At 69.3% G+C, this 25823-nt stretch carries 13 protein-coding genes; 12 read left to right on the top strand and 1 reads right to left on the bottom strand.

Going from position 1 to position 25823, the window contains the following annotated elements:
• The 5 genes from ABFO07_RS21380 to ABFO07_RS21400 all read left to right on the top strand — a co-directional run bounded on the left by ABFO07_RS21380 (position 1) and on the right by ABFO07_RS21400 (position 13170).
• On the top strand, positions 1-8475 hold the full coding sequence (locus tag ABFO07_RS21380) for an SDR family NAD(P)-dependent oxidoreductase (RefSeq protein ID WP_347469525.1): 8475 nt from the start codon (positions 1-3) through the stop codon (positions 8473-8475).
• Positions 8444-9202, top strand: a complete 759-nt coding sequence (locus tag ABFO07_RS21385) for a hypothetical protein (protein ID WP_060148692.1) — start codon at positions 8444-8446, stop codon at positions 9200-9202. Before ABFO07_RS21380 ends, ABFO07_RS21385 begins: the two co-directional genes overlap by 32 nt.
• 76 nt (positions 9203-9278) lie before the next feature.
• Positions 9279-9872 carry a nitroreductase family protein gene (locus ABFO07_RS21390; RefSeq protein WP_059565712.1) on the top strand — a complete coding sequence of 198 codons (594 nt, stop codon included), beginning with the start codon at positions 9279-9281 and terminating at the stop codon, positions 9870-9872.
• A 24-nt stretch (positions 9873-9896) separates the two neighbouring features.
• A complete protein-coding gene (gene acnA / locus ABFO07_RS21395) occupies positions 9897-12533 on the top strand; it encodes an aconitate hydratase AcnA (protein ID WP_347469526.1) in 2637 nt (878 codons plus the stop codon).
• Between the two features lie 190 nt (positions 12534-12723).
• On the top strand, positions 12724-13170 hold the full coding sequence (locus tag ABFO07_RS21400) for a PaaI family thioesterase (protein ID WP_059565714.1): 447 nt from the start codon (positions 12724-12726) through the stop codon (positions 13168-13170).
• A gap of 24 nt (positions 13171-13194) precedes the next feature.
• On the opposite strand, the gene ABFO07_RS21405 is transcribed toward ABFO07_RS21400, so the two are convergent.
• Positions 13195-14136 (bottom strand): LysR family transcriptional regulator, encoded by a 942-nt coding sequence (locus ABFO07_RS21405; RefSeq protein WP_060148690.1) that lies wholly within the window; start codon positions 14134-14136, stop codon positions 13195-13197.
• Between the two features lie 189 nt (positions 14137-14325).
• Between ABFO07_RS21405 and ABFO07_RS21410 the strand changes: the two genes are divergently transcribed.
• The 7 genes from ABFO07_RS21410 (at position 14326) to ABFO07_RS21440 (ending at position 25635) form a co-directional block, all read left to right on the top strand.
• Entirely contained in the window at positions 14326-14910 is a 585-nt protein-coding gene (locus tag ABFO07_RS21410) for a TetR/AcrR family transcriptional regulator (protein ID WP_059810366.1), read from the top strand.
• A 207-nt stretch (positions 14911-15117) separates the two neighbouring features.
• Entirely contained in the window at positions 15118-16341 is a 1224-nt protein-coding gene (locus ABFO07_RS21415) for an MFS transporter (protein ID WP_347469527.1), read from the top strand.
• Between the two features lie 173 nt (positions 16342-16514).
• Positions 16515-17687 (top strand): efflux RND transporter periplasmic adaptor subunit, encoded by a 1173-nt coding sequence (locus tag ABFO07_RS21420; RefSeq protein WP_347469528.1) that lies wholly within the window; start codon positions 16515-16517, stop codon positions 17685-17687.
• Positions 17688-17753: 66 nt separating this feature from the next.
• On the top strand, positions 17754-20936 hold the full coding sequence (locus ABFO07_RS21425) for an efflux RND transporter permease subunit (protein ID WP_347469529.1): 3183 nt from the start codon (positions 17754-17756) through the stop codon (positions 20934-20936).
• 11 nt (positions 20937-20947) lie between these two features.
• A complete protein-coding gene (locus tag ABFO07_RS21430) occupies positions 20948-22741 on the top strand; it encodes an efflux transporter outer membrane subunit (protein WP_430733073.1) in 1794 nt (597 codons plus the stop codon).
• A gap of 1441 nt (positions 22742-24182) precedes the next feature.
• On the top strand, positions 24183-25223 hold the full coding sequence (locus ABFO07_RS21435) for a helix-turn-helix domain-containing protein (RefSeq protein ID WP_059883796.1): 1041 nt from the start codon (positions 24183-24185) through the stop codon (positions 25221-25223).
• A gap of 85 nt (positions 25224-25308) precedes the next feature.
• The gene (locus tag ABFO07_RS21440) at positions 25309-25635 is read left to right on the top strand and encodes an H-NS family nucleoid-associated regulatory protein (protein WP_059558465.1); all 327 of its coding nucleotides are present in this window, start codon (positions 25309-25311) and stop codon (positions 25633-25635) included.
• Positions 25636-25823: the final 188 nt, after the last annotated feature.

Below are 25823 nucleotides of genomic sequence, written 5' to 3' on the forward strand. Positions count from 1 at the left end.
ATGCAGATCGCCGCACCCCTCAAGACCAGCGAGTTTTCCGATCTCGTCGCCGCGCTGCGCTGGCGCGCCGAACACCAGCGCGAGCGCCGCGCGTTCGCGTTCGTCGACGGCGACGACCTGAATGCCGCCGAGCCGCTTTCCTACGGCGAGCTCGACGGCCGCGCGCGCGCGATCGCCGCGCGGCTCGTCGAGCAGGGCGCGGCGGGCCGGCCGGTGCTGCTCGTGTTTCCGTCCGGCCTCGACTTCATCGCGGCGTTCTGGGGCTGCGTCTATGCGGGCGCGATCGCCGTGCCGCTCGCGCTGCCCGAGCGCGCGCGCAGCGACGCCGCGCTGCGCCGCATCGAGGGCGTCGCGGCGGACGCGCAGCCGCATTGCCTGCTGACGACGGACGCCGCCGATGCGCAGCTTGCGGCGCTGTTCGCGCCCGTGCCCGTGCTGCGCGACCTGCCGCGCGTCGCCGTGGATCGCGTCGAGCGCAGTGTTGCCGATCGCTGGCAGGCGCCCGCGCTGACCGGCGACACAGTCGCGTGCCTGCAGTACACGTCCGGTTCGACCGGCACCGCGAAAGGCGTCGAGCTGACGCACGCGAACTTCATCGCGAACAGCCTGCGCGCATCCGAAGGCTCGCAGCTGACGAGCGACAGCGTGCTCGTCACGTGGTCGCCGACGTCGCATGCGGCCGGGCTCATGTATGGCGCGTGCCTGCCCGTATGCATCGGCTTTCCGGCCGTGCATCTCGCGACCCATCTGTTCGTCGAGCAGCCGGTGCGCTGGCTGCGCGCGATCTCGCATTTCCGCGCGACGCATTCGGGCGGCCCGAACTTCGCCTACGACCTGTGCGTGCAGCGCGTGAAGCCGGAGCAGTGGCGCGCGCTGCGCCTCGACTGCTGGCGCAATGCGTACAGCTCGGGCGAAACGGTGCGCGCCGACACGCTGCGGCGTTTCGCTGAAGCGGCCGCGCCGGCCGGCTTCAGCGCCGATGCGCTGCAGCCGTGCTACGGCATCTCGGAAGTGACGATGCGGGTCACGGAAGCGCCGGCCGGCCGGTTTCCGCTCGTGTGCCGGTTCGACGCGCGCGAGCTGGGGCAGGGCCGCGCGGTCGAGCTGGCCGACGGGCGCGACGATGCGCGCGCGGGCGTCGAACTGCTCGGCTACGGGCCGCTGGAACACGCGGGCCGGACGATCCGGATCGTCGATCCGGCGACGCTGGGCCCGTGTCGCGACGGGCAGGTCGGCGAAGTGTGGCTGGCGGGCGCCGACGTGGCGCGCGGCTACCTGAACCGGCCCGACGAGAGCGCGGCGACGTTCCACGCGACGCTCGACGGCGATCCGGCCGTGTACCTGAGAACCAGCGATCTCGGCGTCGCGCATCGCGGCGAACTGTTTCTCGTCGGCCGGCTGAAGGAACTGATCATCATCCGCGGCGCGAACCATTTCCCGCAGGACATCGAACAGGATGCCGAGCAGGGCGGCGCGCACGCGGGCGTCGGGCGCGCGGCGGCATTCGCGCATTCGGTCGCCGGCGAGGAGATGCTGGTCGTTGCGGCGGAAGTCGAGCCGTCGACGTTTCGCGACCCGGACGACGCGGCGGCGGCGATGCGCGACCTGGTCAGCCGCCGGCACGGGCTGCGGATTCACGACGTCGTGTTCGTCGCGCCCGGATCGCTGCCGCGCACCGGCACCGGCAAGCTGCAGCGCACGCTGTGCGCGGCGCGCTATGCGGGCGGCGAACTCGACGTGGTCGCGCGCGCCGGCCGCCGCGCCGCCGCAAGCAACACGGCATCGGCCGCGCGCGCGGGCGCCGATCTGCGTGCGTATCTGCGGCGCGCGCTCGCCGAATGCACGAACCTGCCCGAAGACGAGATCGGCGATCGGCCGTTCGCCGAATACGGGCTGGATTCGCTCGGCGTCGTGCGTATCGCGGCCGAGCTCGGCGAGCACCTCGGCCGGACGCTGTCGCCGACCGTGCTGTACGACCATCCGAGCGTCGATGCGCTCGTGCGCCATCTGACGGGCGGCGACGCGCACGACGCGGCGCCGCTGGCCGAAGGCGCCAGGGCCGGCGCCGCGGGGCCGGTCGCGATCGTCGGGATGAGCATCCGCTTCCCCGGCGGCGAAGGGCTCGACGCGTACTGGCGGCTGCTCGCCGACGGCATCGATGCCGTCACCGAGGTGCCGGCCGCGCGCTGGGACGCCGATGCCATCTACGACCCGGAGCCCGGTGCGCCCGGCAAGACCAACAGCCGCTGGGGCGGCTTCGTGGACGGTGTCGACCAGTTCGACCGAGAACTGTTCGGCCTGTCGGAGCGGGCCGCGAGCGACACCGATCCGCAGCACCGGCTGCTGCTGGAGGCCGCGTGGGCGGCGATCGAGGACGCCGGCATCGCGCCCGATGCGCTGGCCGGCAGCGCGGCCGGCGTGTTCGTCGGGATCTCGCAGTCCGACTACGGGCGAATCACGCTCGCGCGCACCCACGATTCGAGCCCGTTCGTGTCGACGGGTGCGAGCCCGGCCGTCGCGTCGGGGCGGCTGTCGTACACGTTCGACCTGCACGGCCCGAGCGTGTCGGTCGATACGGCGTGCTCGTCGTCGCTCGTCGCCGTGCATCACGCGTGCCGCGCGCTCGCCGACGGCGAATGCGACGTCGCGCTCGCGGCCGGCGTGAACCTGATCCTCACGCCCGAGCGGACGATCTCGCTGAGCCACGGCACGTTCTTCTCGCCGGACGGCAAATGCAAGCCGTTCGACGCGCGCGCGAACGGCTACGTGCGGGCGGAAGGCGTCGGCGTGGTGCTGCTCAAGCCGCTCGAGCGCGCGGTGCGCGACGGCGATCGCATCTACGCGGTGATCCGCGGCAGCGCGGTGAACCAGGACGGCCGGACCAACGGGCTGACGGCGCCGAACGGGCTCGCGCAGCGCGACGTGGTGCGCGCCGCGCTGCGCAGCGCGGGGCTGCGGCCGCACGACGTCGGCTATGTGGAAGCGCACGGCACCGGCACCGCGCTCGGCGATCCGATCGAGGTCGAGGCGCTCGGCGCGGTGTTCGCGTCGGACGGCCCGCGCGACGCGCCGCTCGCGATCGGCTCGGTCAAGTCGAACATCGGGCATCTCGAGGCGGCGGCCGGCATCGCCGGGCTGATCAAGGCGGCGCTGTGCCTGCATCGGCGCACGCTCGTGCCGACGCTGCACCTGCAGGAACCGAACCCGAACATCCGCTTCGCCGAACTGCCGATCGTCGTGCAGCGGCAGGCCGAGCCGTGGCAAGCGGCGGCCGCGCGGGTCGCGGGCGTCAGCTCGTTCGGCTACAGCGGGACCAACGCGCACGTCGTGCTCGAAGAGGCGCCCGCCACGGCGCCGGACGAGCGGGCGGGCGAAGCGCCCGGCGCGGCGCAAGCAAGCGCCCGCGCGCGGCACCTGCTCGTGCTGTCCGGCGCGAGCGACGGCGCGCTGCGCGATCTCGCGCAGCGCCATGCCGCGCATCTCGCGCCACTCGACCCCGCACAGCTCGCGGACGCGTGCTTCACCGCCGCGACGGCGCGCCCGCACCTGCCGCACCGGCTGTCGGCCGTCGGCGCGACGCCGGCCGAGCTTGCCGCGACGCTGCGCGCGTTCGTCGACGGCGGCGCGCCCGCCGGGCTGCACGTCGCGCGGCTGCGCGCGGGCGCCACGCCGAAGATCGCGTTTTTGTATACGGGCAGCGGCGCGCAATACGCGGGGATGGGGCGCGACCTGTACGACGCCGAGCCGGTTTTCCGCGACGCGATCGACCGGTGCGAACGCATCCTCGCGGACGTCCTCGACGTGCCGCTGAAGGCCGTGATGTTCGGCGACGGCGTCGACGCCGCGCTGATCGACGAGCTTGCCTATCTGCAGCCGTCGCTGTTCGCGTTCGAGTATGCGATGACCGAACTGTGGCGCTCGTGGGGCATCGAGCCCGACGTCGTGATCGGCCACAGCCTCGGCGAACTGGTGGCCGCGTGCGTGGCCGGCGTGTTCGATCTCGAGGACGGGCTGCGGCTCGTCGCCACGCGCGGCCTGCTGATGCAGTCGGTGCCGCGCAAGGGCGAAATGCTCGCGATCGTTGCGGATCTCGCGCGCGCCGAGGCCGTGGTGCGCGACTGGCCGGACGACCTGGCGATCGCCGCGATCAACGGCCCCGAAAGCATCGTGATCTCGGGCACCCGCGAAGGGATCGGCGGCGCGCAGGCCGCGCTCGACGCCGTGGGCGTGAAATGCACGCGCCTGCAGGTGTCCGGCGCCGCGCATTCAGCGCTGATGGACCCGATCCTCGACCCGTTCGAGGCAGTCGCGTCGCGCGTGCGGTTCCAGCCGCCGCGGATCGCGGTCATCTCGAACGTGACGGGCGCGGTCGCCTCCGCGGACGACCTGTGCTCGCCGCGCTACTGGCGGCGCCATATCCGCGATACCGTGCGTTTCGCGCAGGGGATCGAGACGCTGCTCGACACGCGCAGCGAGATCGTGATCGAGGTCGGGCCGCGCCCGACGCTGCTCGGGATCGCGCGCGACATCGTCGGCGACGCGCCGGGCGTGTGGCTGCCGTCCGTTCACAAGGGGCGCGGCAGCATGGAGCAGTTGACCGACAGCGTCGGCGCGGCGCACGCGCATGGCGCGCGCGTCGACTGGCACGCGTTCCATCGCGGCGAACCGCGGCGGCGCGTGCCGCTGCCCGCCTATCCGTTCCAGCGCAAGCGCTACTGGGTCGACGACGAACCGCGCGCGGACGCTACGCCGGCGGCGCCGGGCCGGCATCCGCTGCTCGGCCGGCCGCTCGGCATCGTCGGCGCATTCGAACAGACGCTGTCGCGGCTGCCGGCGTTCATCGGCGAGCATCTCGTGTTCGGCCGGGTCGTGTTCCCGGGCGCGGGCTTCGTCGAAACGGCGCTGGCGGCCGCACGCGAGCAATGGGGCGACGGCGCGTTCCGGCTGACCGACGTGGGCCTCGCGGCGGCGCTCGTGATCGGCGACGGCGACGCCCGCCGGCTGCACGTTCACGCGCTGCCGGACGGCGACGACGCGCTGCAGGTGCGCATCTTCAGCGGCACGCCGCGTGGGACCGACGATGCCGCCGCACCCACGGAGCACGTGCGGCTCGACGTGCGACGTGTCGACGCGTCGCCGGGCAGTATCGACGTGACGTCGCTGCGCGAACGCTGCGACACGCGCGTCGAACCCGCCGACCAGTACGCGAAGGTGCACGCGCTCGGCCTGCAGATCGGCGCGGCGTTCCAGGGCATGCGCGAGATCCGGCGCGGCGACGACGAAGCGTTCGCGGAGATCGAACTCGACGACGCGAGAAGCCGCGAGCAGGGCGCGTACCTGATTCATCCGGCGATGCTCGACTGCGGCTTCCAGTTGAGCGGCGTCGCGCAGCGCGAGATGTCCACGCTGTCGGTGCCGGTCGGTTTCGAGCGCATCACGTTCTTCGCGTCGCCGGGCAAGCGCGTGCTGTGTCATGCGCGGATTCGCGAGCAGCAGGGGCCGCACATTACGTCGGACATCCGCTTCTTCGACGCCGACGGGCGCGTGCTGATCGAGATCGACGGCTACGTCAAGCGCACGGTGCGTCCGGAAACGCTGATCGGCGCATCGGCCGATTGGGCGCGCTGGGTCTGGCGGCAGGAATGGCGCCCGGCCGCCGCGGTGCGGCTCGCCGCGCGCGCCGCAGCGCCCGGCGGCCGCCACTGGCTGGTCGTCGCGCGCGGCCGGCTCGCGAGCGGGCTGGCGTCGCGCCTTGCAAGCGCGGGCGACCTTTGCACGCTCGTCACCGACGCCGGGCACGACACAGTCGGCGACGTTCCCCGCATCGTCGTGAACGAAGGCGGCGCGGACGAATTCGAGCGGATCGCGCGACAGGCGGCCGAGCGCGCGCCCGTGACCGATGTCGTTTTCGCGTGGCCGGCCGATGACGAGACGGATGCGCACGACGCCGACTGGCGCCGCGCACTCGCGTCGAACAGCCGCACCGCGCTGGATGCGGTTCAAGGCGTGCTGCGGCACGCGGACGCGAGCGGCGCGACGGTGCGCCTGTCGTTCGTCACGCGCGGCGCGCAGCCGGCCCAGGCATCTGACGTGGCGCTCGACCAGGCGCCGCTGTGGGGCTTCGCGCGCGTCGTGCGGCGCGAGCATCCCGAATGCGAAACCCGCCTGATCGACCTCGACCCGCGCAAGCCGGCCGACGCGCAGGCCGACTGGCTCGCGGACGAGCTTCGCGACGCGCCGGCGGCAGACGCCGATGGCGCGATGCCCGAAATCGCCGTGCGCGACGGCGCGCGCCATACGCCGCGGCTCGTGCGCTTCCAGGCCGGCCCGGCCGCGCCCGAGAACCGCGTGCGGGCCGACGCGACCTATGTGGTGACCGGCGGCCTCGGCGGGCTCGGCCTCGCGGCCGCGCGGCGGCTCGTGGAACGCGGCGCGCGCGCGCTCGTGCTGGTCGGCCGGCGCGGCGTGACCGCGGAAGCGGAACCGGTGCTGCAATGGATGGACGCGCAGGGCGCGCGGGTGCTCGTGCAGCAGGCGGACATCTCGAACGCGGACGACGTCGCGCGCGTATTCGCCGAAACGCGCCGCACGATGCCGCCGCTGGCGGGCGTGCTGCATTGCGCGGGCCTCGTCGCCGACCGCGCGCTGGCGCAGCAGACGTGGCACGGCTTCGAGGAAGTGTTCGGGCCGAAGGTTGCGGGCGCGTGGCATCTGCATCGTGAAACGCAGGCCGACGCGCTGGATTTCTTCGTGCTGTTCTCGTCCAACTCGGCGCTCGTCGGCCTCGGCGGGCAGGCGAACTACGCGGCCGCGAACGCGTTCCTCGACGGCTTCGCGCACCACCGGCGCGCGCTCGGCTTGCCCGCGCTCGCGATCGACTGGGGCCCGTGGGCGCAGATCGGCCTCGCGGTGCGCGCGAAGCTCGCGAAGGAGCGCCTGACGATCGATCCGCAGATCGGCCTGCAAGTGCTCGACGGGCTCATCGACGCGGAGACGGACGCGCCGCAGGTCGTGGTGCCGACGACGACGCACGACGCGCCCGCCGCGAAAAGCGCGCCGGCCGCGACGGATCTCGTGCAGCGGCTGGCGAGGACGGACGCCGGCGAACGGCTGGCGGCGCTGCGGGATTTCGTCCGCGACGCGGTCGCGGCCGTGTCGGGCGCGTCGGCCGAGGACGTGCCGGACGATCGCGCGATCGTCGATCTCGGCCTCGATTCGCTGATGACGGTCGAACTGCGGCTCAAGCTTGGCGCGGCGACCGGCGGCAAGCGGCTGCCGAACACGTTCACGCTCAATCACCCGAGCGTCGCGGCGATGGCGGAGCAGTTGCTGCGCGACATCGCGCCGCTGCTGTCGGGGCAGGCGGGTAATGCACAGGCGGACCCGGCGCGCACGGACGGCACCGGCACCCCCAGCGCCAGCACGCCGCCGGCCGCCGACGGCAGCGCCGGCCGCGCGTCGAACGTGGTCTCGCTGCCCGGCAACGCATCGAAGACGCCGCTCGTGCTGGTCCACGGGATGGGCGGCTACGCGTGGTCGTACCTGCCGCTGCGGCAATACCTCGGCGATCGGCCGCTCGTGATGCTGAACAAGGTGCTCGGCGGCGAAACGCTGCAGGAGTACGTCGCGCTGCTGGTCGAGACATTGCGCAGCCAGCAGCCGCACGGGCCATACCTGCTCGGCGGCTGGTCGGCCGGCGGTCGGCTCGCGTTCGAGGTCGCGGCGCTGCTGGAGCGCCAGGGCGAACGGGTGCTCGGCGTGCTGATGTTCGACGTCTACCGGCAAACCGGCGTGCGGCTCGCGAAGTTCGTCGAAGCGCGCGGCGCGATGGACCGCGATCCGGCCGACGCGACGCTTGCCGGCATGCACGCGATCGAGCGTCTCGTCACCGTGTTCGGCACGGACATCCGGCTGGCAAGCACGGGCGACGTGCTGCATCTCGCGCGGCTGGTGCTGCCGCATGTGGCCGCGCCGGCGAGCATCGAGCGCGCCGGCGTGGCGGAGGCCGCGAAGTGGTTCCTCGATCAGCTCGCGGAGAACGGGCGCGGACTGATGTTGCCGGACCCGAGCGGCGAAGTGGTCGAGGCGCTGGAGACGCTGTTCACGATCCGGCGCTTCTACCGGATGACGATGGGCGAGATACAGGGGGACGTGACGCTGTCGGCGCAGGCGTTCTCGATCAACATCGCGGGCAACGCGTTCTCGCGCGGCTGGGAGCGGCACTTCGCGGCCCCGGTGCGCGAGCTGGACGTCCGTATCGAGCTCGCCGCCGCGCCGCGGTTGACGCCGTTCTCGTGCTTCGCCGAACACATCGCGATGTTCGATCGCGAGAACGTCGCGCTGTTCGGCCCGCAGGTCGCCGAATTCCTCGCCACGCTCGACGGGGGCGCGACGGCCGCGCCCGCGCCGGGAATCGAAATGTCGCCGAATCAGGAGGAAAACGATGTCGCCACCGTTGTTTCTGACCGCGCTTGACGCGGACGCGCGCCGCCTCGCGCACGACGTGCGGGTCGCGCACCCGTTCCGTCGCGAGCCGGTCGTCGGCGCGGACGCCGCGCTGCGCTGCCTGCACGAACTGGCGGATACGCTCGACGCCGAGCTCGACGTGCACCTGCGGTTCGACGGCGACGCCGGGATCGCGGCCGCCTGGCGGTGCGGCCCCGCCGAGCGCGCGATCGACGGCGTGACGCTGGCGCTGACGAACGCGGCGGGCGAGATCGCCGAGCTGCGCATCGCGGTGCGGCCGCTGCCGTTCGTCGCGCCGTGGCGGGCGCGGTTCGAACGCGTGACGGCCCAGCCGCGCGACGTCGATGCACACGACAGCGTGCCGCGCGACGCCGCCGCGCCCGTGCAGCGGCGGCTGCCGTTCCCGCTGAGCGACGACGTGGCGTTTCACGGCCCGGCGTTCGTCAAGCCGGTGCGCGGCGTGGATGCGGTGTCCCATGTGCTCGGCTACGCGAGCGCGGTGTACGGCGAATGCGACTACGGCCCCGCGTTGCGCAACGGCGCGCATTTCCTGCGGGCGTTCACGTCGAAACAGCTGCCGCTCGAGATCGTCAGCATCGCGCATCTCGACGCCGAAGACCGGATCGACGAATGGACCGCATACATGCAGCCGTGGGACAACATGGTGCTGTTCCGCGAGCGCCTGCGCGCGCACCTTGGCGACTATCTCGACGCGTCGTACTACGGGGCGTCGTAGCGGCGCACGAATTCCCGCGCGGCCGCCGGCAAGCCGGTGCGCCGCCGAACCGAACCCAAGGAGACCCACTGTGTCGATGCCCGATCCCCTCGCGTTGCTGCTGAAACGCCGCTCCACGCCGACGCGCCAGCTGGGCGGCGCGCCGCCCGACCGCGCGACGCTGAACCGCTTGCTGGAGGCCGCGATTCGCGTGCCGGACCACGGCAAGCTCGAACCGTTCCGGCTGATCCTGCTCGAAGGCGACGCGAAGCTGCGCTTCGGGGAGCGGCTCGCCGCGCGCGCGTCGCAGCGCGCGAGCCTGTCGGAGACGCAGCAGGAGAAGGAGCGGCTGCGCTATACGTTCGCGCCGCTGGTGATCGCGGTGATCGCGCGCGTGGATCCGGACCACAAGGTGCCGGTCGTCGAGCAGCAACTGAGCGCGGGCTGCGTCGCGTACAACCTGCTGCTCGCCGCGTCGGCCGTCGGCCTCGGCGCGCAGTGGCTGACCGGCTGGGCCGCGTACGACGCGGAAGTCGCGGCGATCCTCGGGCTCGCGGCGCACGAGCAGACGGTCGGGTTCGTCCACGTCGGCCAGCCGGCCGAGGACGTCGCCGAGCGCAGCCGCCCGGCGCTCGACAGCGTGTTGAGCGTCTGGACGCCGGCAGCAGCGGCGGGGCAGGCCGCTGCCTAGCGCGCTATACACCAACCACGCATCATGGCGAACTTCACCGACTTTCATCGCACCTTCCCGCTGCCGGACGGCACCACCGCGCGCATCGTGTCGCTGCCGGCGGTCGCGCGCGCCCATCCGCGCGTTGCGCGTTTCCCGCCGTCGATCCGGATCCTGCTCGAGGCCGCGCTGCGCCGCGCCGACGGCACGCACGCGGCGACGGAGCACGCGCAGGCGCTGCTCGACTGGCGCGCCGGCGACGGCCGGGACATCCCGGTCTGGGTCTCGCGCGTGCTGCTGCAGGACGCGTCAGGCATTCCGCTGCTGTGCGATCTCGCGGCGATGCGTTCGGCCGCCGTGCGGGCAGGCGTGCATGCGCAGGCCGTTCAACCGACGCTGCCCGTCGATCTCGTCGTCGATCATTCGGTCGTCGTCGACGCGTATGGCGATGCGGCCGCACACGACACGAATCTCGCGGCGGAATACCGGCTCAACGCGGAACGCTTCCAGTTCGTCAAATGGGCCGCGCGCGCGTTTCAGGGCGTGCGGGTCATTCCGCCCGGCAACGGCATCGTCCACCAGATCAATCTCGAGTTCCTGGCCGGCGTGGTCGCGCGGCGCGACGGCTGGCTGTTTCCCGACACGGTCGTCGGCACGGATTCGCACACGACGATGATCAACGCGCTCGGTGTGCTGGGCTGGGGCGTCGGCGGGCTCGAAGCGGAAATCGCGCTGCTCGGGGAGCCGCTCCACCAGAGCGCGCCGGAGGTCGTCGCCGTGCACCTGACGGGTGCGCCCCGTGGCCGCGTGCTGGCCACCGACGTCGCGCTCCACCTGACCCGCGCGCTGCGCGAAGCCGGCGTGGTCGGCAAGTTTCTCGAATTTGTCGGGCCCGGTGCGCGGGGCCTGTCGCTGCCGGATCGCGCGACGATCGCCAACATGGCGCCCGAATACGGCGCGACGACGGCCTTTTTCGGCATCGACGACACCACGCTCGCCTATCTGGCGCAAACGGGCCGATCGCGCGACGCGATCGACACGATCCGCGCGTACTACGCCGCGCAGGGCCTGTTCGGGATTCCGGATGCGGCGGACCACGACTACACGTCGGTGCTGTCGATCGACCTGTCGGCCGTCGAACCGACGCTCGCGGGGCCTGCGCGGCCGCACCAGACGCTCGCCGTCGCGCAGCTTCCAGCGAGCGTCGCGCGCGGCGGCGCGGCGCATTCCGGTGCGCCGGACGGGCTCGGCGACGGCGCCGTCGTGCTCGCCGCGATCACGTCGTGCACCAATACGGCCAACCCGGCGGCGATGCTGGCGGCCGGGCTGCTGGCGAAGCGGGCGGCCGCGCGCGGCTTGCGCCCGCCCGGCCACGTGAAGACGGTGCTGGCGCCAGGCTCGCGCGCGGTGACGCGCTATCTCGAGCGCGCGGGACTGCTCGAACCGCTGCAGCGGCTCGGCTTCTTCGTCGCCGCGTACGGGTGCGCGTCGTGCGTCGGCAATACGGGCGCGCTCGCCGACGGCGTCGAGGCGGCGGTACGCGCGCGCGGCCTGTCGGTGGCCGCGGTGCTGTCCGGCAACCGCAACTTCGAGGGCCGCATTCACCGCGCGATCAAGGCCAACTATCTCGCGAGCCCCGCGCTCGTCGTGGCCTACGCGCTGGCCGGCACGGTCGCGCGCGATCTCGATGCGGCGCCGCTCGGGGTCGATGCAGCCGGTGCGCCGGTCTTCCTGGCCGACGTGTGGCCCGACAAGGCGGACATCGACGCGCTCGTCGATGCGGTGGTCGACGAGCGCGCGTACGCCGGCCTGTATGACGACGCAACGGGCGAAGGCGGCGACAGCATCGGCTGGTCGCGCATCGATGCGCCGGCGGCGCCGCTGTTCGAATGGCGCGACACCTCGGGCTATTTCGTCGAACCGCCGTTCTTCGACCCGCCGGCGCGCGACGCACGGCCGTTCGGGCCCGTGCGCCGCGCGCGCGTGCTCGCCGTGCTCGGGGATGGCGTCACGACCGACCATATCAGCCCGGTCGGCGCGATCGCGGCCGACAGCGAGGCGGCGCGCTACCTGCGCGCGCGGCAGGTTCCCGACGACGCGTTCAATACCTATGGCGCGCGCCGCTGCAACCATCACGTGATGATGCGCGGCACGTTCGCGAATCCGCATCTTCGCAACCGGGTGGGCGGGCTCGACGCGGGCCCCGTCGCCCGTTCGGCGCGCGACGGCGCGACGCGCAGCCTGTTCGACGTCGCGATGGAAAACCGCGAGGACGGCGTGCCGAGCGTGATCGTCGCGGGCGCGCTGTACGGCTCGGGAAGCGCGCGCGACTGGGCCGCGAAGGGCACGTCGCTGCTGGGCGTCGCGGCGGTCGTCGCGGCCGGCTTCGAGCGCATCCATCGCAGCAACCTGGCGCTGATGGGCGTGCTGCCGATCGAAGTGGGCGCGCCGAACGCACTCGATGCGCTTGCATGGGACGGTTCCGAATGCATCGACATCGATTTCGATCCGCACGCGCGAGCGCCGCGCCCGCCGGCCACGGTCACCGTCCGGCGCAACGGGCGCGAGGTCGCGCGCGTGGCCGGCACGCTGCGCATCGATACGCTGGCCGAATGGCGTTACGTGCGCGAAGGCGGCGTGCTGCGCGCGATCTTCACGGGCACGATGAAGCGCGCGCGTTGACGCTGCTGAACGCGCGCCTCTAATATGAAAAATGCCGTGGACGGGCCGCCCGATCGCCCGCGTCGGCAACGAAGGCCGTCCGGGCGGCCGTGCGACGCGCGAGGCCGGCGCGCGTCGCAGCCCGCGCGGTCCATGCCGTTCGGCATCGCTTCGGTCGTCCGGCTCGGCCGATCAACGAGGAGTGGCAAACATGGCTGACACGCCGATGTCCGGGCTGGAATTCCTGCGCGCCGCGGCAGCAGGCGACGTACCCGCCGCGACGATGTGGAGCACGATGCCGATGCGCGCGGAAACCATCGAGCCCGGCTACGTGAAGATGATCGCGCGCGCGGACGAGCGGCACCTGAACTCGCAGGGCGCCGTGCACGGCGGGTTCGCGGCGACCGTGCTCGACTCGGTGACGGGCTGCGCCGTCCATACGATGCTCGACGCGCACGCCGGTTACGCGACGGTCGACCTCAGCGTGAAGATGCTGCGGCCCGTGCCGCTGTCCGTCGACCTGATCGTGGAGGGGCGCGTGGCGCACCTGTCGAAAAGCCTCGGCATCGCCGAGGGCGTGCTGACCACGCCGGACGGCAAGAAGGTCGCGCTGGCGTCCGCGACCTGTCTCATCCGGCGCACGGACGCCGCGCGCTAGCGTGCCGCCCCGGCCGCGCACGCGTCACGCGGCCGTCCTCACCGGCGCGAAATCCGGGTCGGCGATCCGCGTGTCCAGCGCCGCGCCCGCCGATTCGACGAGATGGTCGGCGAAGGTCCGCACTTTCGACGGCAGGTGCGTGCGCGACGGATACGCGACATGAATGTCGGCCGGCGGCAGGTGGTAGTCGGCCAGCAAACGCACCAGCCGGCCTTCGCGCAGGTCGTCGTCGACCATATGACACGGCAGCAGCGCGATGCCCATGCCGAGCACGGCAAGCTCGCGCAGCATGCTCGAGTTGTTCGCCAGCGCGACGTTCGTCGGATTCACCTGCACGGGCCCATCCGGGCCGAGCAGCTCCAGCTGCTCGCCATACCGTTCGAGCGGCAGGTGCAGCCACGCGTGCCCGGCCAGATCCTCCGGATGCGCGGGCGCGCCGTGCTTCTTCAGATAGGCGGGCGCGGCGCAGACCATCATGCGCGTCCTCATCAGCCACCGCTTGACGATGCTGTCGCCCGTCACCTGGCGGCCCATCAGCACGCCGACGTCGAATCGTTCCTCGATCAGGTTGACGGGGCGATCCGTCAGCGTCAGGTCGAGCGTCACCCGCGGATAGCGCTGCGCATACGCGCTCAGCGCCGCCGAAAAGCCGTGCAGGCTGAACATCGGGTGCGCGGCGATGCGCAGCGTGCCGGCCGGCTCCCGCGTATGCGCGGCGACCAGCCGCTCGGCCCGTTCGAGATCCGCGAGGATCCGGCTCACGCATTCCAGATACGCCTGCCCCTGCTCGGTCAGCGATAGGCGGCGCGTGCTCCGCTGGAACAGGCGGGCGTCCAGATGGCTTTCGAGCGACATCACGAGCCGCGTCGCGAGTGAATTCGAAATCCGCAACGCGCGCGCGGCCCGCGAATAACTGCCGAGTTCGGCGATCCGGACGAATACGCGTATCGACTGCAGATAATCCATTGAACTGCCCCTGTCTCTCGGTTGGTCGTCCGTGGCCGCCGCCGGGCTCTTCTTGACGAATTAGGACGCGCGTCTTAGTATGAAGATATTGTAGGACGAACATCCTAATCGTGCCTCGCAATTTGGAGGCGACCCAGGTGACCGTGCAAGGCGTTCCGCACCGGGCCTGGCCACAGGGCAGGACTTTCCATGAAAGCCGAATCGACTCGCGATCTCATCGTTGCTTCCGCCGACCAGCTGTTCTACCAGCAGGGCTACCAGCACACGTCCTTTTCCGATATTGCCGGCGCGGTGCAGATCTCGCGCGGCAATTTCTATCATCACTTCAAGACCAAGGACGAGATCCTCGACGCCGTGATCGACGCGCGGCTCGCGAATGTGCAGGCCATGCTGGACGAGTGGGACATCGAATGGTCGGCGCCGCTCGATCGCCTCAAGCGCTTCTCGCAGATGCTCGTCACGAACCGCAGCAAGATCATGCGTTCCGGCTGCCCGATCGGCACGCTGTGCACGGAGCTCGGGAAGCTGAATCACGATGCGCACGACCGCGCGAACGAGCTGCTGTCGCTGTTCCGTGCATGGTTGAGCGCACAGTTCGACGCGCTGGGCTGCGACGCCGCCGATATGTTGGCGATGCATCTGCTGTCGCGAACGCAGGGTGTGGCCGTGCTGGCGAATGCGTATGCCGACGAGCGGTTCATCCAGCGCGAAGTCGAGCAGATCGACGCATGGCTCGACACGGTGGCGGGAGACGCCATGCGCGTCGCGCGGTAACGGGCGCGGGGCGCGCGCCCCGGTCCGGATAGCTTGCACCGGGCGGCCGACGGCCGCCCGAACTGTGCCGCGATAAGAAAAAACATCCGGACGATCGCGCCGGAGCGTCACGCTTTGCACTACTGATTGTGAAGAATTCGTGAAGCCGCTCGTCGCGAAGGCCGGGATGCGGCGGCTCAAGAGGCTTTTTCGACCTGGAGAGGGGTAATGGAAACAGTACGAATCGAATCAAAACGGCCGCTGTACTGGCTGGCGCTCGGCGCGTTTTGCCTGTCGACGGAAGGGTTCATGATCGCGCCGCTGCTGCCGAGCATCTCCGCCGATCTCGGCCGGAGCGTCAGCGCCGCCGGGCTGCTGGTGAGCGTGTTCGCGTTTGCTTATGCGATCAGCTCGCCGATCCTGACGACGCTGACCGGCAACCTCAATCGCCGCACGTTGCTGATCGTCAGTCTTGCGGCGTTCGCCGTCGCGAACGTGGTCGCGTGGCATTCGACGACATTCGCACAACTGATGGCCGCGCGCATCCTGCTCGCGTTCACCGCGGGCCTCTTCCTGCCGAATGCGAATGCGGTGGCCGGATCGCTCGTCGCGCCCGAACAGCGCGGCCGCGCGCTCGCGATCGTGAACGGCGGATCGAGTGTCGCAATCGCGCTCGGCGTGCCGCTCGGTTCGATCATCGCGAGCTTCGGCAGCTGGCGCTCGACATTCGCGAGCGTGGCCCTGCTCGGCGCGATCGCGACGATCGGCCTGAAGTTCGGCTTGCCGAAAGGCTTCGGCAAGGGGCTGCCGACGGCGACGCTGACGCAGCGGCTCAACGTCGGGCGCAGGCCGGCCGTGCTGACGGCACTGTTGTCGACGATGTTGTGGGCGACGGGCGCGTACGTCGTCTATACGTACATCGCGGCCTATATCGTCGAAACGCTCGGCGCGCACGGCGTGCCGCTCAGCATCGTGCTGTTCGCGTGGGGCGTGTCGGCCGTGACGGGGATGATTCTCGGCGGCCGCCTGACCGACAGGCTCGGCGCGCATCGCGTGATCGTGATCATGCTGAGCGTGCTGACCGCGGCATTCATCGCGCTGTCGTTGATTCATGCGTACGCGCCACCCGCAATCGCGGTCGTGCCGGTGATCGTCGCGGTGATCTGCTGGGGCGCGTCGGTCTGGGGCTTCATCGCGCCGCAGCAGTCACGGCTGATCGGCATCGGCGGCGTGAACGTCGCACCGGTGACGCTGTCGCTGAACGCGTCGTTCATGTACATCGGATTTTCGTTGGGATCCGGGTTGGGTGGATACGTGCTCGGCACGCAGGGCGTCGGCGCGCTCGGCTGGATCGGCGCAGCGTTCGAAGCGGCGTCGCTGGGCATCGTGCTCGTCACCGCGCGCCGTAAAGCGGTGCCGGCGGCCGCGCCTCGCGAACTCGTCGACGGGTGACGGCTGCGGTGTTCGAGGGCCGGGTGCGCGGGCACGGCTGCCGATAGGCGCCGGTGCGCGGCGCCCGGCCGCGCACGCACGCGTCGCCACCGACGCTGCATCGTCCGCCGGTCCGGCGCGCCCGCGTATGCCTGCGGGAAAGTGCAGACAGGCATCGTCAGGAATCCAGTTCGATGAATATCTTTTCTACCCACCGTACACGCGTGGCGGGGGTCGTGACGGCCATCGCCGTCGCGATCGGCCTCTCGCTGTCGGGCGCCATGCGGGGCAGGGCGAACGTGCCGGCCAAGGCGGCGCCGCTGCCCGAAGTCGACGTCGCCACCGTCGTGCCGCAGACCGTGACCGACTGGCAAAGCTATTCCGGCCGTCTCGAAGCGATCGAGAAGGTCGACGTGCGCCCGCAGGTGTCGGGCACGATCGTGTCGGTCAACTTCAAGGACGGCGCGCTCGTGAAGAAGGGCGACGTGCTGTTCGTGATCGACCCGCGCCCGTACCAGGCCGCGGTCGATCGCGCGGCTGCGCAACTCGCGGCCGCGCAGGCGCGCAACGGCTACGCGCAAAGCGACTGGCAGCGCGCGCAGCGGCTGATCGGCGACAACGCGATCGCGAAGCGCGACTACGACGAGAAGCAGAACGCCGCGCGCGAGGCGAGCGCGAACCTGAAGGCGGCCGAGGCCGCGCTCGAAACCGCGCGCATCGATCTCGGCTACACGCGGATCACCGCGCCCGTGTCGGGCCGCGTGTCGCGCGCGGAGATCACGCTCGGCAACGTCGTGTCGGCCGGCGCATCGGCCGCGCCGCTGACGACGCTCGTGTCGGTGTCGCCGATCTACGCATCGTTCGACGCCGACGAGCAGACCTACCTGCAATACATCAACGGCGCGCGCGACGGCCGCAAGGTGCCGGTCGAGCTCGGCCTCGCGAACGAGAGCGGCTATTCGAGAAGCGGCGTGATCGACTCGGTCGACAACCGCCTCGACACGTCGTCCGGCACGATCCGCGTGCGTGCGCGCTTCGACAACGCGGACGGCGCGCTGGTGCCGGGGCTCTATGCACGCGTGAAGGTCAGCGGCGGCGCGCCGCACCAGGCACTGCTCGTCGACGACGCGGCGATCAACACGGACCAGGACAAGAAGTTCGTGTTCGTCGTCGATGCGCAGGGCCGCGTGTCGTACCGCGAAGTGCAGCCGGGGCTGCAGCACGGCACGCGCCGGGCGATCGTCAGCGGCCTCGCCGCCGGCGACCGCGTGATCGTGAACGGCACGCAGCGCGTGCGGCCGGGCCAGCAGGTGAAGCCGCACGACGTGCCGATGACGGCGAACGCGGCGGCCGACGCGCGTTCGTAGCCGGCGCGCGCGGCCGGCGCGCGTTCGCGCCGCACGCGCGTGCCACCAGAAAGGGCCTCGCCACTCATGAACGTATCGAAATTCTTCATCGACCGGCCGATCTTCGCGGGCGTGCTGTCGGTCGGCATTCTGCTCGCGGGCATCATCGCGATCTTCCTGCTGCCGGTTTCCGAGTATCCGGAGATCGTGCCGCCGTCGGTGATCGTCAAGGCGCAGTATCCGGGCGCGAACCCGAAAGTGATCGCCGAAACCGTCGCGTCGCCGCTGGAAGAACAGATCAACGGCGTCGAGGACATGCTGTACATGCAGTCGCAGACCAACAGCGACGGCAACCTGACGCTCACCGTCACGTTCAAGCTCGGCACCGACCCCGACAAGGCCACGCAGCTCGTGCAGAACCGCGTGAACCAGGCGCTGCCGCGCCTGCCGGAAGACGTGCAGCGGCTCGGCGTGACGACCGTGAAGAGTTCGCCGAGCATCACGATGATCGTGCACCTGATCTCGCCCGACAATCGCTACGACACGACGTATCTGCGCAACTACGCGCTGATCAACGTGAAGGACCGGCTGTCGCGCATTCGCGGCGTCGGCGAGGTGCAGCTGTGGGGCGCGGGCGACTATTCGATGCGCGTGTGGCTCGATCCGCAGAAGGTCGCGCAGCGCGGGCTGACCGCCGCCGACGTCGTGCGCGCGATTCGCGAGCAGAACGTGCAGGTCGCGGCGGGCGTGGTGGGCGGATCGCCGTCGCTGGCCGATACGCCGCTGCAACTGTCGGTGAACGCGCGCGGCCGCCTGCAGACGGAAGACGAGTTCGGCGACATCGTCGTGAAGACGGCGCCGGACGGCGGCGTCACGCACCTGCGCGACATCGCGCGCACCCAGCTCGGCGCGTCGAACTACGGCTTGCGGGCGCTGCTCGACAACGAATCGGCGGTCGCGATGCCCGTGTTCCAGCTGCCGGGCGCAAACGCGCTGCAGGTCGCGGAGGCCGTGCGCGCGGAAATGGACGATCTCAAGCACGACTTTCCGGCAGGCGTCGACTACAAGATCGTCTACGACCAGACGCTGTACATGCGATCGAGCATCGAAGCGGTCGTGCACACGCTGGTCGAGGCGATCGTGCTCGTCGCGCTGGTCGTGATCGTGTTCCTGCAGACGTGGCGCGCGTCGATCATTCCGCTGATCGCGGTGCCGGTGTCGATCGTCGGCACCTTCGCGCTGCTGCTCGCGTTCGGCTACTCGATCAATACGCTGTCGCTGTTTGGGATGGTGCTCGCGATCGGGATCGTGGTCGACGACGCGATCGTCGTCGTCGAGAACGTCGAGCGCAACATCGAGAGCGGGATGACCGCACGGGACGCGACCTACAAGGCGATGCAGGAAGTGAGCGGGCCGATCATCGCGATCGCGCTGACGCTCGTCGCCGTGTTCGTGCCGCTCGCGTTCATGTCGGGGCTGACCGGCCAGTTCTACAAGCAGTTCGCGATGACGATCGCGATCTCGACGGTGATCTCGGCGTTCAACTCGCTGACGCTGTCGCCGGCGTTGTCCGCGATCCTGCTGAAGGGGCATGGCGACAAGGAAGACTGGCTGACGCGCGCGATGAACCGCGTGCTCGGCGGCTTCTTCCGCCGCTTCAACAAGGTGTTTCGGCGCGGCGCGGAGCACTACGGGCGCGGCGTGCGCGGCGTGCTGACGCGGCGCTCGCTGGTGCTCGCGACGTACCTGTTGCTGATCGGCGCGGCCGTGCTCGTCGCGCGCGCGGTGCCGACCGGTTTCATCCCGGCGCTGGATCGCGGCTATCTCGTCGCGTTCGCGCAATTGCCGAGCGGCGCGTCGCTGGATCGCACCGAGTCGGTGATGCGGCAAATGGCGTCCGTCGCGCTGAAGCAGCCGGGCGTCGATCACGCGCCGGCTTTCCCCGGGATGTCGGTGAACGGGTTCATGAACAGTTCGAGCGCGGGCATCGTGTTCGTGATGCTGAAACCGGCGCGCGAGCGGCGCGGGCTGTCGGCCGACGCGATCGCTGCGGCGTTGAACCGCCAGTACGGCGGGATCAAGGGCGCCTTCATCGCGGTGTTTCCGCCGCCGGCGGTGTTCGGTCTCGGCACGCTCGGCGGCTTCAAGCTGCAGATCGAGGATCGCGGCGCGGTCGGCTATACGCGGCTGGCCGATGCCGCGCGCGAATTCATCGCGCAGATGAAGAATGCGCCGGAATTCGGCAGGGTGTTTACGAACTATCAGGTCAACGTGCCGCAGCTCAACGTCGATCTCGATCGCGTGAAGGCGAAGCAGCTCGGCGTGTCGGTCACCGACGTGTTCAATACGATGCAGGTGTATCTCGGTTCGCTGTACGTGAATGACTTCAACCGCTTCGGACGCGTGTACCAGGTGCGCGTGCAGGCGGATGCGCCGTTCCGCCAGCGCGCGGACGACATCCTGCAGCTGAAGACGCGCAACGGCGCGGGCGAGATGGTGCCGCTGTCGTCGCTCGTCACCGTGACGCCGACGTTCGGCCCCGAGATGGTGGTGCGCTACAACGGCTACACGGCGGCCGACGTCAACGGCGGCCCGGCGCCGGGCTTCTCGTCGGGGCAGACGCAGGCCGCGGTCGAGCGAATCGCGGCGCAGACGCTGCCGCGCGGCGTGAAGTTCGAATGGACCGACCTCACGTATCAGCAGCTCCTCGCGGGCAACGCGGCGATCTGGGTGTTTCCGATCAGCGTGCTGCTCGTGTTCCTCGTGCTTGCCGCGCAATACGAGAGCCTGACGCTGCCGCTCGCAGTGATCCTGATCGTGCCGATGGGCATCCTGTCGGCGCTCACGGGCGTGTGGCTCACGCAGGGCGACAACAATATCTTCACGCAGATCGGCCTGATGGTGCTGGTGGGGCTGTCGGCGAAGAACGCGATCCTGATCGTCGAGTTCGCGCGCGAGCTGGAGCACGACGGCAGGACACCGCTCGAAGCGGCGATCGAGGCGAGCCGGCTGCGGCTGCGGCCGATCCTGATGACGTCGATCGCGTTCATCATGGGCGTGGTGCCGCTCGTCACGTCGACCGGCGCGGGTGCGGAGATGCGCCACGCGATGGGTGTCGCGGTGTTCTTCGGGATGCTCGGCGTGACGCTGTTCGGGTTGATGCTGACGCCGGTGTTCTATGTGGTGCTGCGCACGCTCGCGGGCGGCAGGATTCATGTCGTCGAGAAGAAGGGCGCGACCGGCTACGGCGTGCCGGCTTCGGACGCTTGAGGAGGCGCGACGTGAACGGTCACCACGGCAACAACCAGAGCAACAACCAGAGCACCAACCACGGCACCAACCACGGCACCAACCACGGCACCAACCACGGCACCAACCACGGCACCAACCACGGCACCAACCACGGCACCAACCACGGCACCAACCACGGCACCAACCACGGCACCAACCACGGCACCAACCACGGCACCAACCACGGCAACAACCACGGCAACAACCACGGCAACAACCACGGCAACAACCACGGCAACAACCACGGCAACAACCACGGCAACAACCACGGCAACAACCACGGCAACCACGAAGACGGTCGATTCGCGCACACGGCAACGCGTGCCGCGACGGCCACGCTGCTGGCCGCACTGCTTGCCGCCTGCGCGGTCGGGCCCGACTACAAGCGGCCGGATGTCGCAACGCCCGCCGCGTTCAAGGAAGCGCCGACGCTCGCGGTCGGCGAGCAGGCCGGCACGTGGAAGCGGGCCGAACCGTCGGACACCGCGCATCGTGGCGAATGGTGGAAGGCGTTTGGCGATCCGGTGCTCGATTCGCTCGAGGCGCAGGCGCTCGCCGCGAACCAGAACCTGAAGGCCGCGGCGGCGCGCGTCGAGGAAGCGCGCGCGGCCACCCGCGCGGCGCGCTCGCAATGGTTCCCGCAGATCGGCGCGGGCTTCGGGCCGACGCGCCAGGGGCTGTCGTCGGCGTCGCAGTCGCTGCCGCAGGGCAGCGGCCCGACCTTCGCGACGTTGTGGCGCGCGCAAGGCACGGTGTCGTATGAAGCGGACCTGTTCGGCCGCGTGGGCCGCAACGTCGAGGCGTCGCGCGCGGACGAGGCACAGAGCGAGGCGCTGTTCCGCTCGGTGCAGCTCGCGCTGCAGGCGGACGTCGCGCAGAACTACTTCGCGTTGCGCCAGCTCGATTCCGACCAGGACTTGTACCGCCGCACGGTCGAATTGCGCGAACAGGCGTTGAGGCTCGTGCAGCGCCGCTTCAACGAGGGCGACATCAGCGAGCTCGACGTGTCGCGCGCAAAGAACGAACTGGCGAGTGCGCAGGCCGACGCGGTCGGCGTTGCGCGCCGCCGCGCGGCGTCCGAGCATGCGCTCGCGATCCTGCTCGGCAAGGCGCCGGCGGATTTCGCGTTCAAGCAAACGCCGCTCGTGCCGGTCGCGGTGAAGGTGCCGGCGGGCCTGCCGTCGGCGCTGCTCGAACGGCGTCCGGACATTGCGGCTGCGGAACGTGCGATGGCGGCCGCGAACGCGCGCATCGGGCTCGCGAAGTCGGCGTATTTCCCGAAGCTCGACATCACGGGATCGGCCGGCTTTGAAGCGTCGACGCTCGGCAACCTGTTCATGTGGTCGAGCCGCACGTTCCTGCTCGGGCCGTTCGCGGGCACCGCGCTGACGCTGCCGCTGTTCGACGGCGGGCGGCGTGCCGCCGGCGTGCAGCAGGCGCGCGCGCAATACGACGAACAGGTCGCGAACTACCGGCAGCAGGTGCTCGTCGCGTTCCGCGAGGTCGAGGACAATCTCGCGGACCTGCGTTTGCTCGACGACCAGATTCGCGCGCAGGACACGGCCGTCAAGGCGTCGCGGCGCGCGGCGACGCTGTCGCGCACGCAGTATCAGGAGGGCGAGGTCAGCTATCTCGACGTGATCGATGCGGAGCGATCGGTGTTGGCGTCGCAATTGCAGGCGAACCAGCTGACGGGTGCGCAGGCCGTATCGACCGTCAATCTGATTCGTGCGCTGGGTGGCGGGTGGGGCGGCATTCAACCGCCGCCTGGCCGGATTTCCTGAATGGTGAAATGCGGACCTACCAGAAAACGGAGGTAAATCGATTTAATCATTCTGGCTGTCAATTATTGGGATGATTTTATTGAATGCCAGCCTTCCATTTGCGCATGGCTATTGACGGAGGTAAATAAGATTGCCTGGTCGAGTCGATTGAAATGATTCGATTTCGTCGATCCACATGCTCTGTTTATAGCCGGATTGGAATAGTTGCCCGAATCGAATGGGCGGTCCTGCGCCCCTTGTTTTCCCGGGGCGACCGGGAAGATGTGCCTTTGTGCGGCAAAATCGTTCGCGGGAATCGGGTGTCATTCGATAGTTGAAATTATCGGCGCCAATCATGCTGGAAATAAGATCGGGTTGAGAATGTCATTGTGAAAAGGGGCTTTGACTTTTTCAATTTCGAGGTATATATTGATCTGACGAATTCGAGGTGCTTCAAATCTAAAAACAATTTCCACAATGATTTTTGTGCGAGGGCAATGTGATGGACGGTGGTACACCCACGACTGCTTGTCACTTGTATGGCAGGCATTCGTTTTCTTTCAAGATTGAGCAAACGGATTTTCTCCGCCCGGTGGCGCGAATCATTGCGCTCGCCCATCGTCGCAACATGATCTCCGGGCTCGCATGGCCCGGTGCATGCACCGAACACCCGGCTGGCGCCCCGCGTCCGGCCGTGCCGATCTGACGCGCCGCCGTCGCGCGACATTCACGAGTCGAAAGCTCACGCAAGCCATCGTTGCCTGGCACGCCGCCAGCGCTGCGCGCATGGCGTCGCAGCAACGCATCCAATCGTGACGCCGCGTTCGCCGCGTTCGGTCGAGACGATGCCGGGCTGAACGAAGCGCACGGCGAGTCGATGCAACTCTCGCGCATTTATAAAGGAATGCTTACATGTGACCGGAGACAGGATGGATGAATCGCGCGATCAAGGCACGGCGGTCGTGTCCGCGGTCGGGAGCGTGTCGTGAGGGTGACCCGTCATGCGTTGCTGAGTGCGCTCGCGTCCTTTCTCGAGCGGTGGGCGAGCCATGACATCGCGTGGCTCAGCGGGCCGGCGGAGCAGGTGAGGCCCGGGATGGCGGACGCCGCGGCGCGAGAGGCGTCGATTGACTCGCCGGCGAGCGAATCGCGATGCCGGCCGGAGCGGGCATCACGGACATCGAATTGATTACGAGGGCAGTCATGTTTGTCGAGCACATCAGCAACGTCGGTCCCCCACGCCTTACCCATTCCGGCTCGCAGCCGCATTCCTGAGCCGCGGCGGCAGGCGCCGCACAACGCCGATCGACGTTTCGCCCACCCGGCGCCGCATGACCCGATCACGCGGCCCGGATCGCGAACCGGGCCCATGTGAGGACCGAAGCCGCCCCGACCGGGCGGCGGGGCGCCGTATCGCCGATCGCCTTTGAACATTCGTAGACAGACCGGAATTGGAGATCACATGTCCGCTCCGATGTTATTCGAGTTTTCAACGCTTCCCTTTGCGCCGCAGGACAAGCTGGACGCGTGGCGCGGACAGAGCCGCCTGGCCGAAATCGTGCCCGGCAGCCGTGGCATGTCGGACGAGTCGGTACTCGACAGCGAGTTCGTCGGCATTCATGCGAACCAGATCATGATCGGCACGATGAACTACTCGCCCAAGTTCCACGGCGACTCGATCAGCTATGACGCAATCCGCTGCAAGAAGCGCATTCGCGAGGACGGCTTCGATCATTATGCGTTCCGCACCAGCCGAAACAGCGTCTGGCGCGCCAGCAAGTTCGACAGCGTCGAATCCGTGCAGCCTCACCAGGTCGCCGTCGCGGACCTGACCCAGCCTTATCAGATCAACGTGGGCGCGGGCAGCTTCGTGGCGGTGATCGTGCCGCGGCGGATGATTCCCTTTGATCTGGCGGCGCGGCACGGCGCGGTCATGGGCGGCACGATCGCGACGCTCACGAGCCAGTACCTGAACACGTTGTCGACGAATCTGCGGGGCGTGACCGCGGCCGAGATTCCGAGCGTCGCGCAGGCGACGCTGGGCATGCTGACCGCGATGCTGATGCCGACGCCGGACAATCTGCGCGAAGCGCAATCCGAGCTGAAAGTGGAAATGTTCGAACGCGTGAAGGAACACATCAACGCGCATCTCGCGTCGCCGGAGCTGAGCGTGGAATCCATTTGCAAGAACGTCGGCCTGTCCAGGGCGAGCCTGTATCGGCTGTTTTCGGAGAACAACCTCGGCGTCAGCGAATACATCAAGCTCGCGCGCCTCAGGAAGATCTACGCAATCCTGTCGTCGCCGGACGGGCGCAAGCAGCGGCTGCCGAATATCGCTTATCAGTACGGCTTCTACGATGTGCCGTCGCTGACGCGCGACTTCAGGAAGTATTTCGGCAGTTCGCCGAAGGACGTGCAGTATTCGATATGGGGGGCCAACACCGTCAGGCAAGCGCCTTCCGGCGCGCTCACGAACGATTACTGGAGCTGGCATTACGCATAAGCAGCCGAATCGGCTTTGGAAGCGTGTCATCGCTGCGGCCATCCGTTACCATTTGTCTGTCAATTGAATAACCCGGCGATCGATCATGACCACTGAACTCCAGAATCTGAAGACGCAATTGCGTGAATTGAATATCCGTCTTTCGGACGTCAAGAAGGACGAAAAGCAATCGCTGCTCGAAACCATTCAGGAGGGCGTTGCGCTGTACGGCATCACGGAAGACGAGCTGCTGCGCGCCGCCGGCTTCCGGAGGGCGCGCAAGGGGCGGGCGCCGGCGAAGTACTACGATCCCTCGACGGGCAAGACGTGGTCGGGCCACGGTCCGCGGCCGAAGTGGCTCGAAGGAAAGAACCTCGACGACTTTCGGGTCGACCGGGCCGCGAAGCCGTGGTGGCCTGAAGAAGCGTCCTGACGCGAATCCGCGTCCGCAGCGGCGATTCCCGTTGGCTTGGCCACCGCCGCTGCGAGTGTCCGCATACCGTCCTCATTCCGGCAGCGTCCGGCCCGCCGCATGGTTTTCTGCTCCCCGGCGCGGCCGGCCCGGAAGATTTCTCCCAAAATGCGCCACCGGTCATTCATCCGACAAAAAAATGGTCCCGG

The organism is Burkholderia stagnalis (assembly GCF_039848545.1).
GTDB lineage: Bacteria > Pseudomonadota > Gammaproteobacteria > Burkholderiales > Burkholderiaceae > Burkholderia > Burkholderia stagnalis.

What these genes read in the sequence shown, in the direction of transcription:
- ABFO07_RS21380 (WP_347469525.1), top strand. Translation starts at nt 1, where the DNA reads ATGCAGATCGCCGCACCCCTCAAGACCAGCGAGTTTTCCGATCTCGTC.
- ABFO07_RS21385 (WP_060148692.1), top strand. Translation starts at nt 8,444, where the DNA reads ATGTCGCCACCGTTGTTTCTGACCGCGCTTGACGCGGACGCGCGCCGC.
- ABFO07_RS21390 (WP_059565712.1), top strand. Translation starts at nt 9,279, where the DNA reads ATGCCCGATCCCCTCGCGTTGCTGCTGAAACGCCGCTCCACGCCGACG.
- acnA (WP_347469526.1), top strand. Translation starts at nt 9,897, where the DNA reads ATGGCGAACTTCACCGACTTTCATCGCACCTTCCCGCTGCCGGACGGC.
- ABFO07_RS21400 (WP_059565714.1), top strand. Translation starts at nt 12,724, where the DNA reads ATGGCTGACACGCCGATGTCCGGGCTGGAATTCCTGCGCGCCGCGGCA.
- ABFO07_RS21405 (WP_060148690.1), bottom strand. Translation starts at nt 14,136, where the DNA reads ATGGATTATCTGCAGTCGATACGCGTATTCGTCCGGATCGCCGAACTC.
- ABFO07_RS21410 (WP_059810366.1), top strand. Translation starts at nt 14,326, where the DNA reads ATGAAAGCCGAATCGACTCGCGATCTCATCGTTGCTTCCGCCGACCAG.
- ABFO07_RS21415 (WP_347469527.1), top strand. Translation starts at nt 15,118, where the DNA reads ATGGAAACAGTACGAATCGAATCAAAACGGCCGCTGTACTGGCTGGCG.
- ABFO07_RS21420 (WP_347469528.1), top strand. Translation starts at nt 16,515, where the DNA reads ATGAATATCTTTTCTACCCACCGTACACGCGTGGCGGGGGTCGTGACG.
- ABFO07_RS21425 (WP_347469529.1), top strand. Translation starts at nt 17,754, where the DNA reads ATGAACGTATCGAAATTCTTCATCGACCGGCCGATCTTCGCGGGCGTG.
- ABFO07_RS21435 (WP_059883796.1), top strand. Translation starts at nt 24,183, where the DNA reads ATGTCCGCTCCGATGTTATTCGAGTTTTCAACGCTTCCCTTTGCGCCG.
- ABFO07_RS21440 (WP_059558465.1), top strand. Translation starts at nt 25,309, where the DNA reads ATGACCACTGAACTCCAGAATCTGAAGACGCAATTGCGTGAATTGAAT.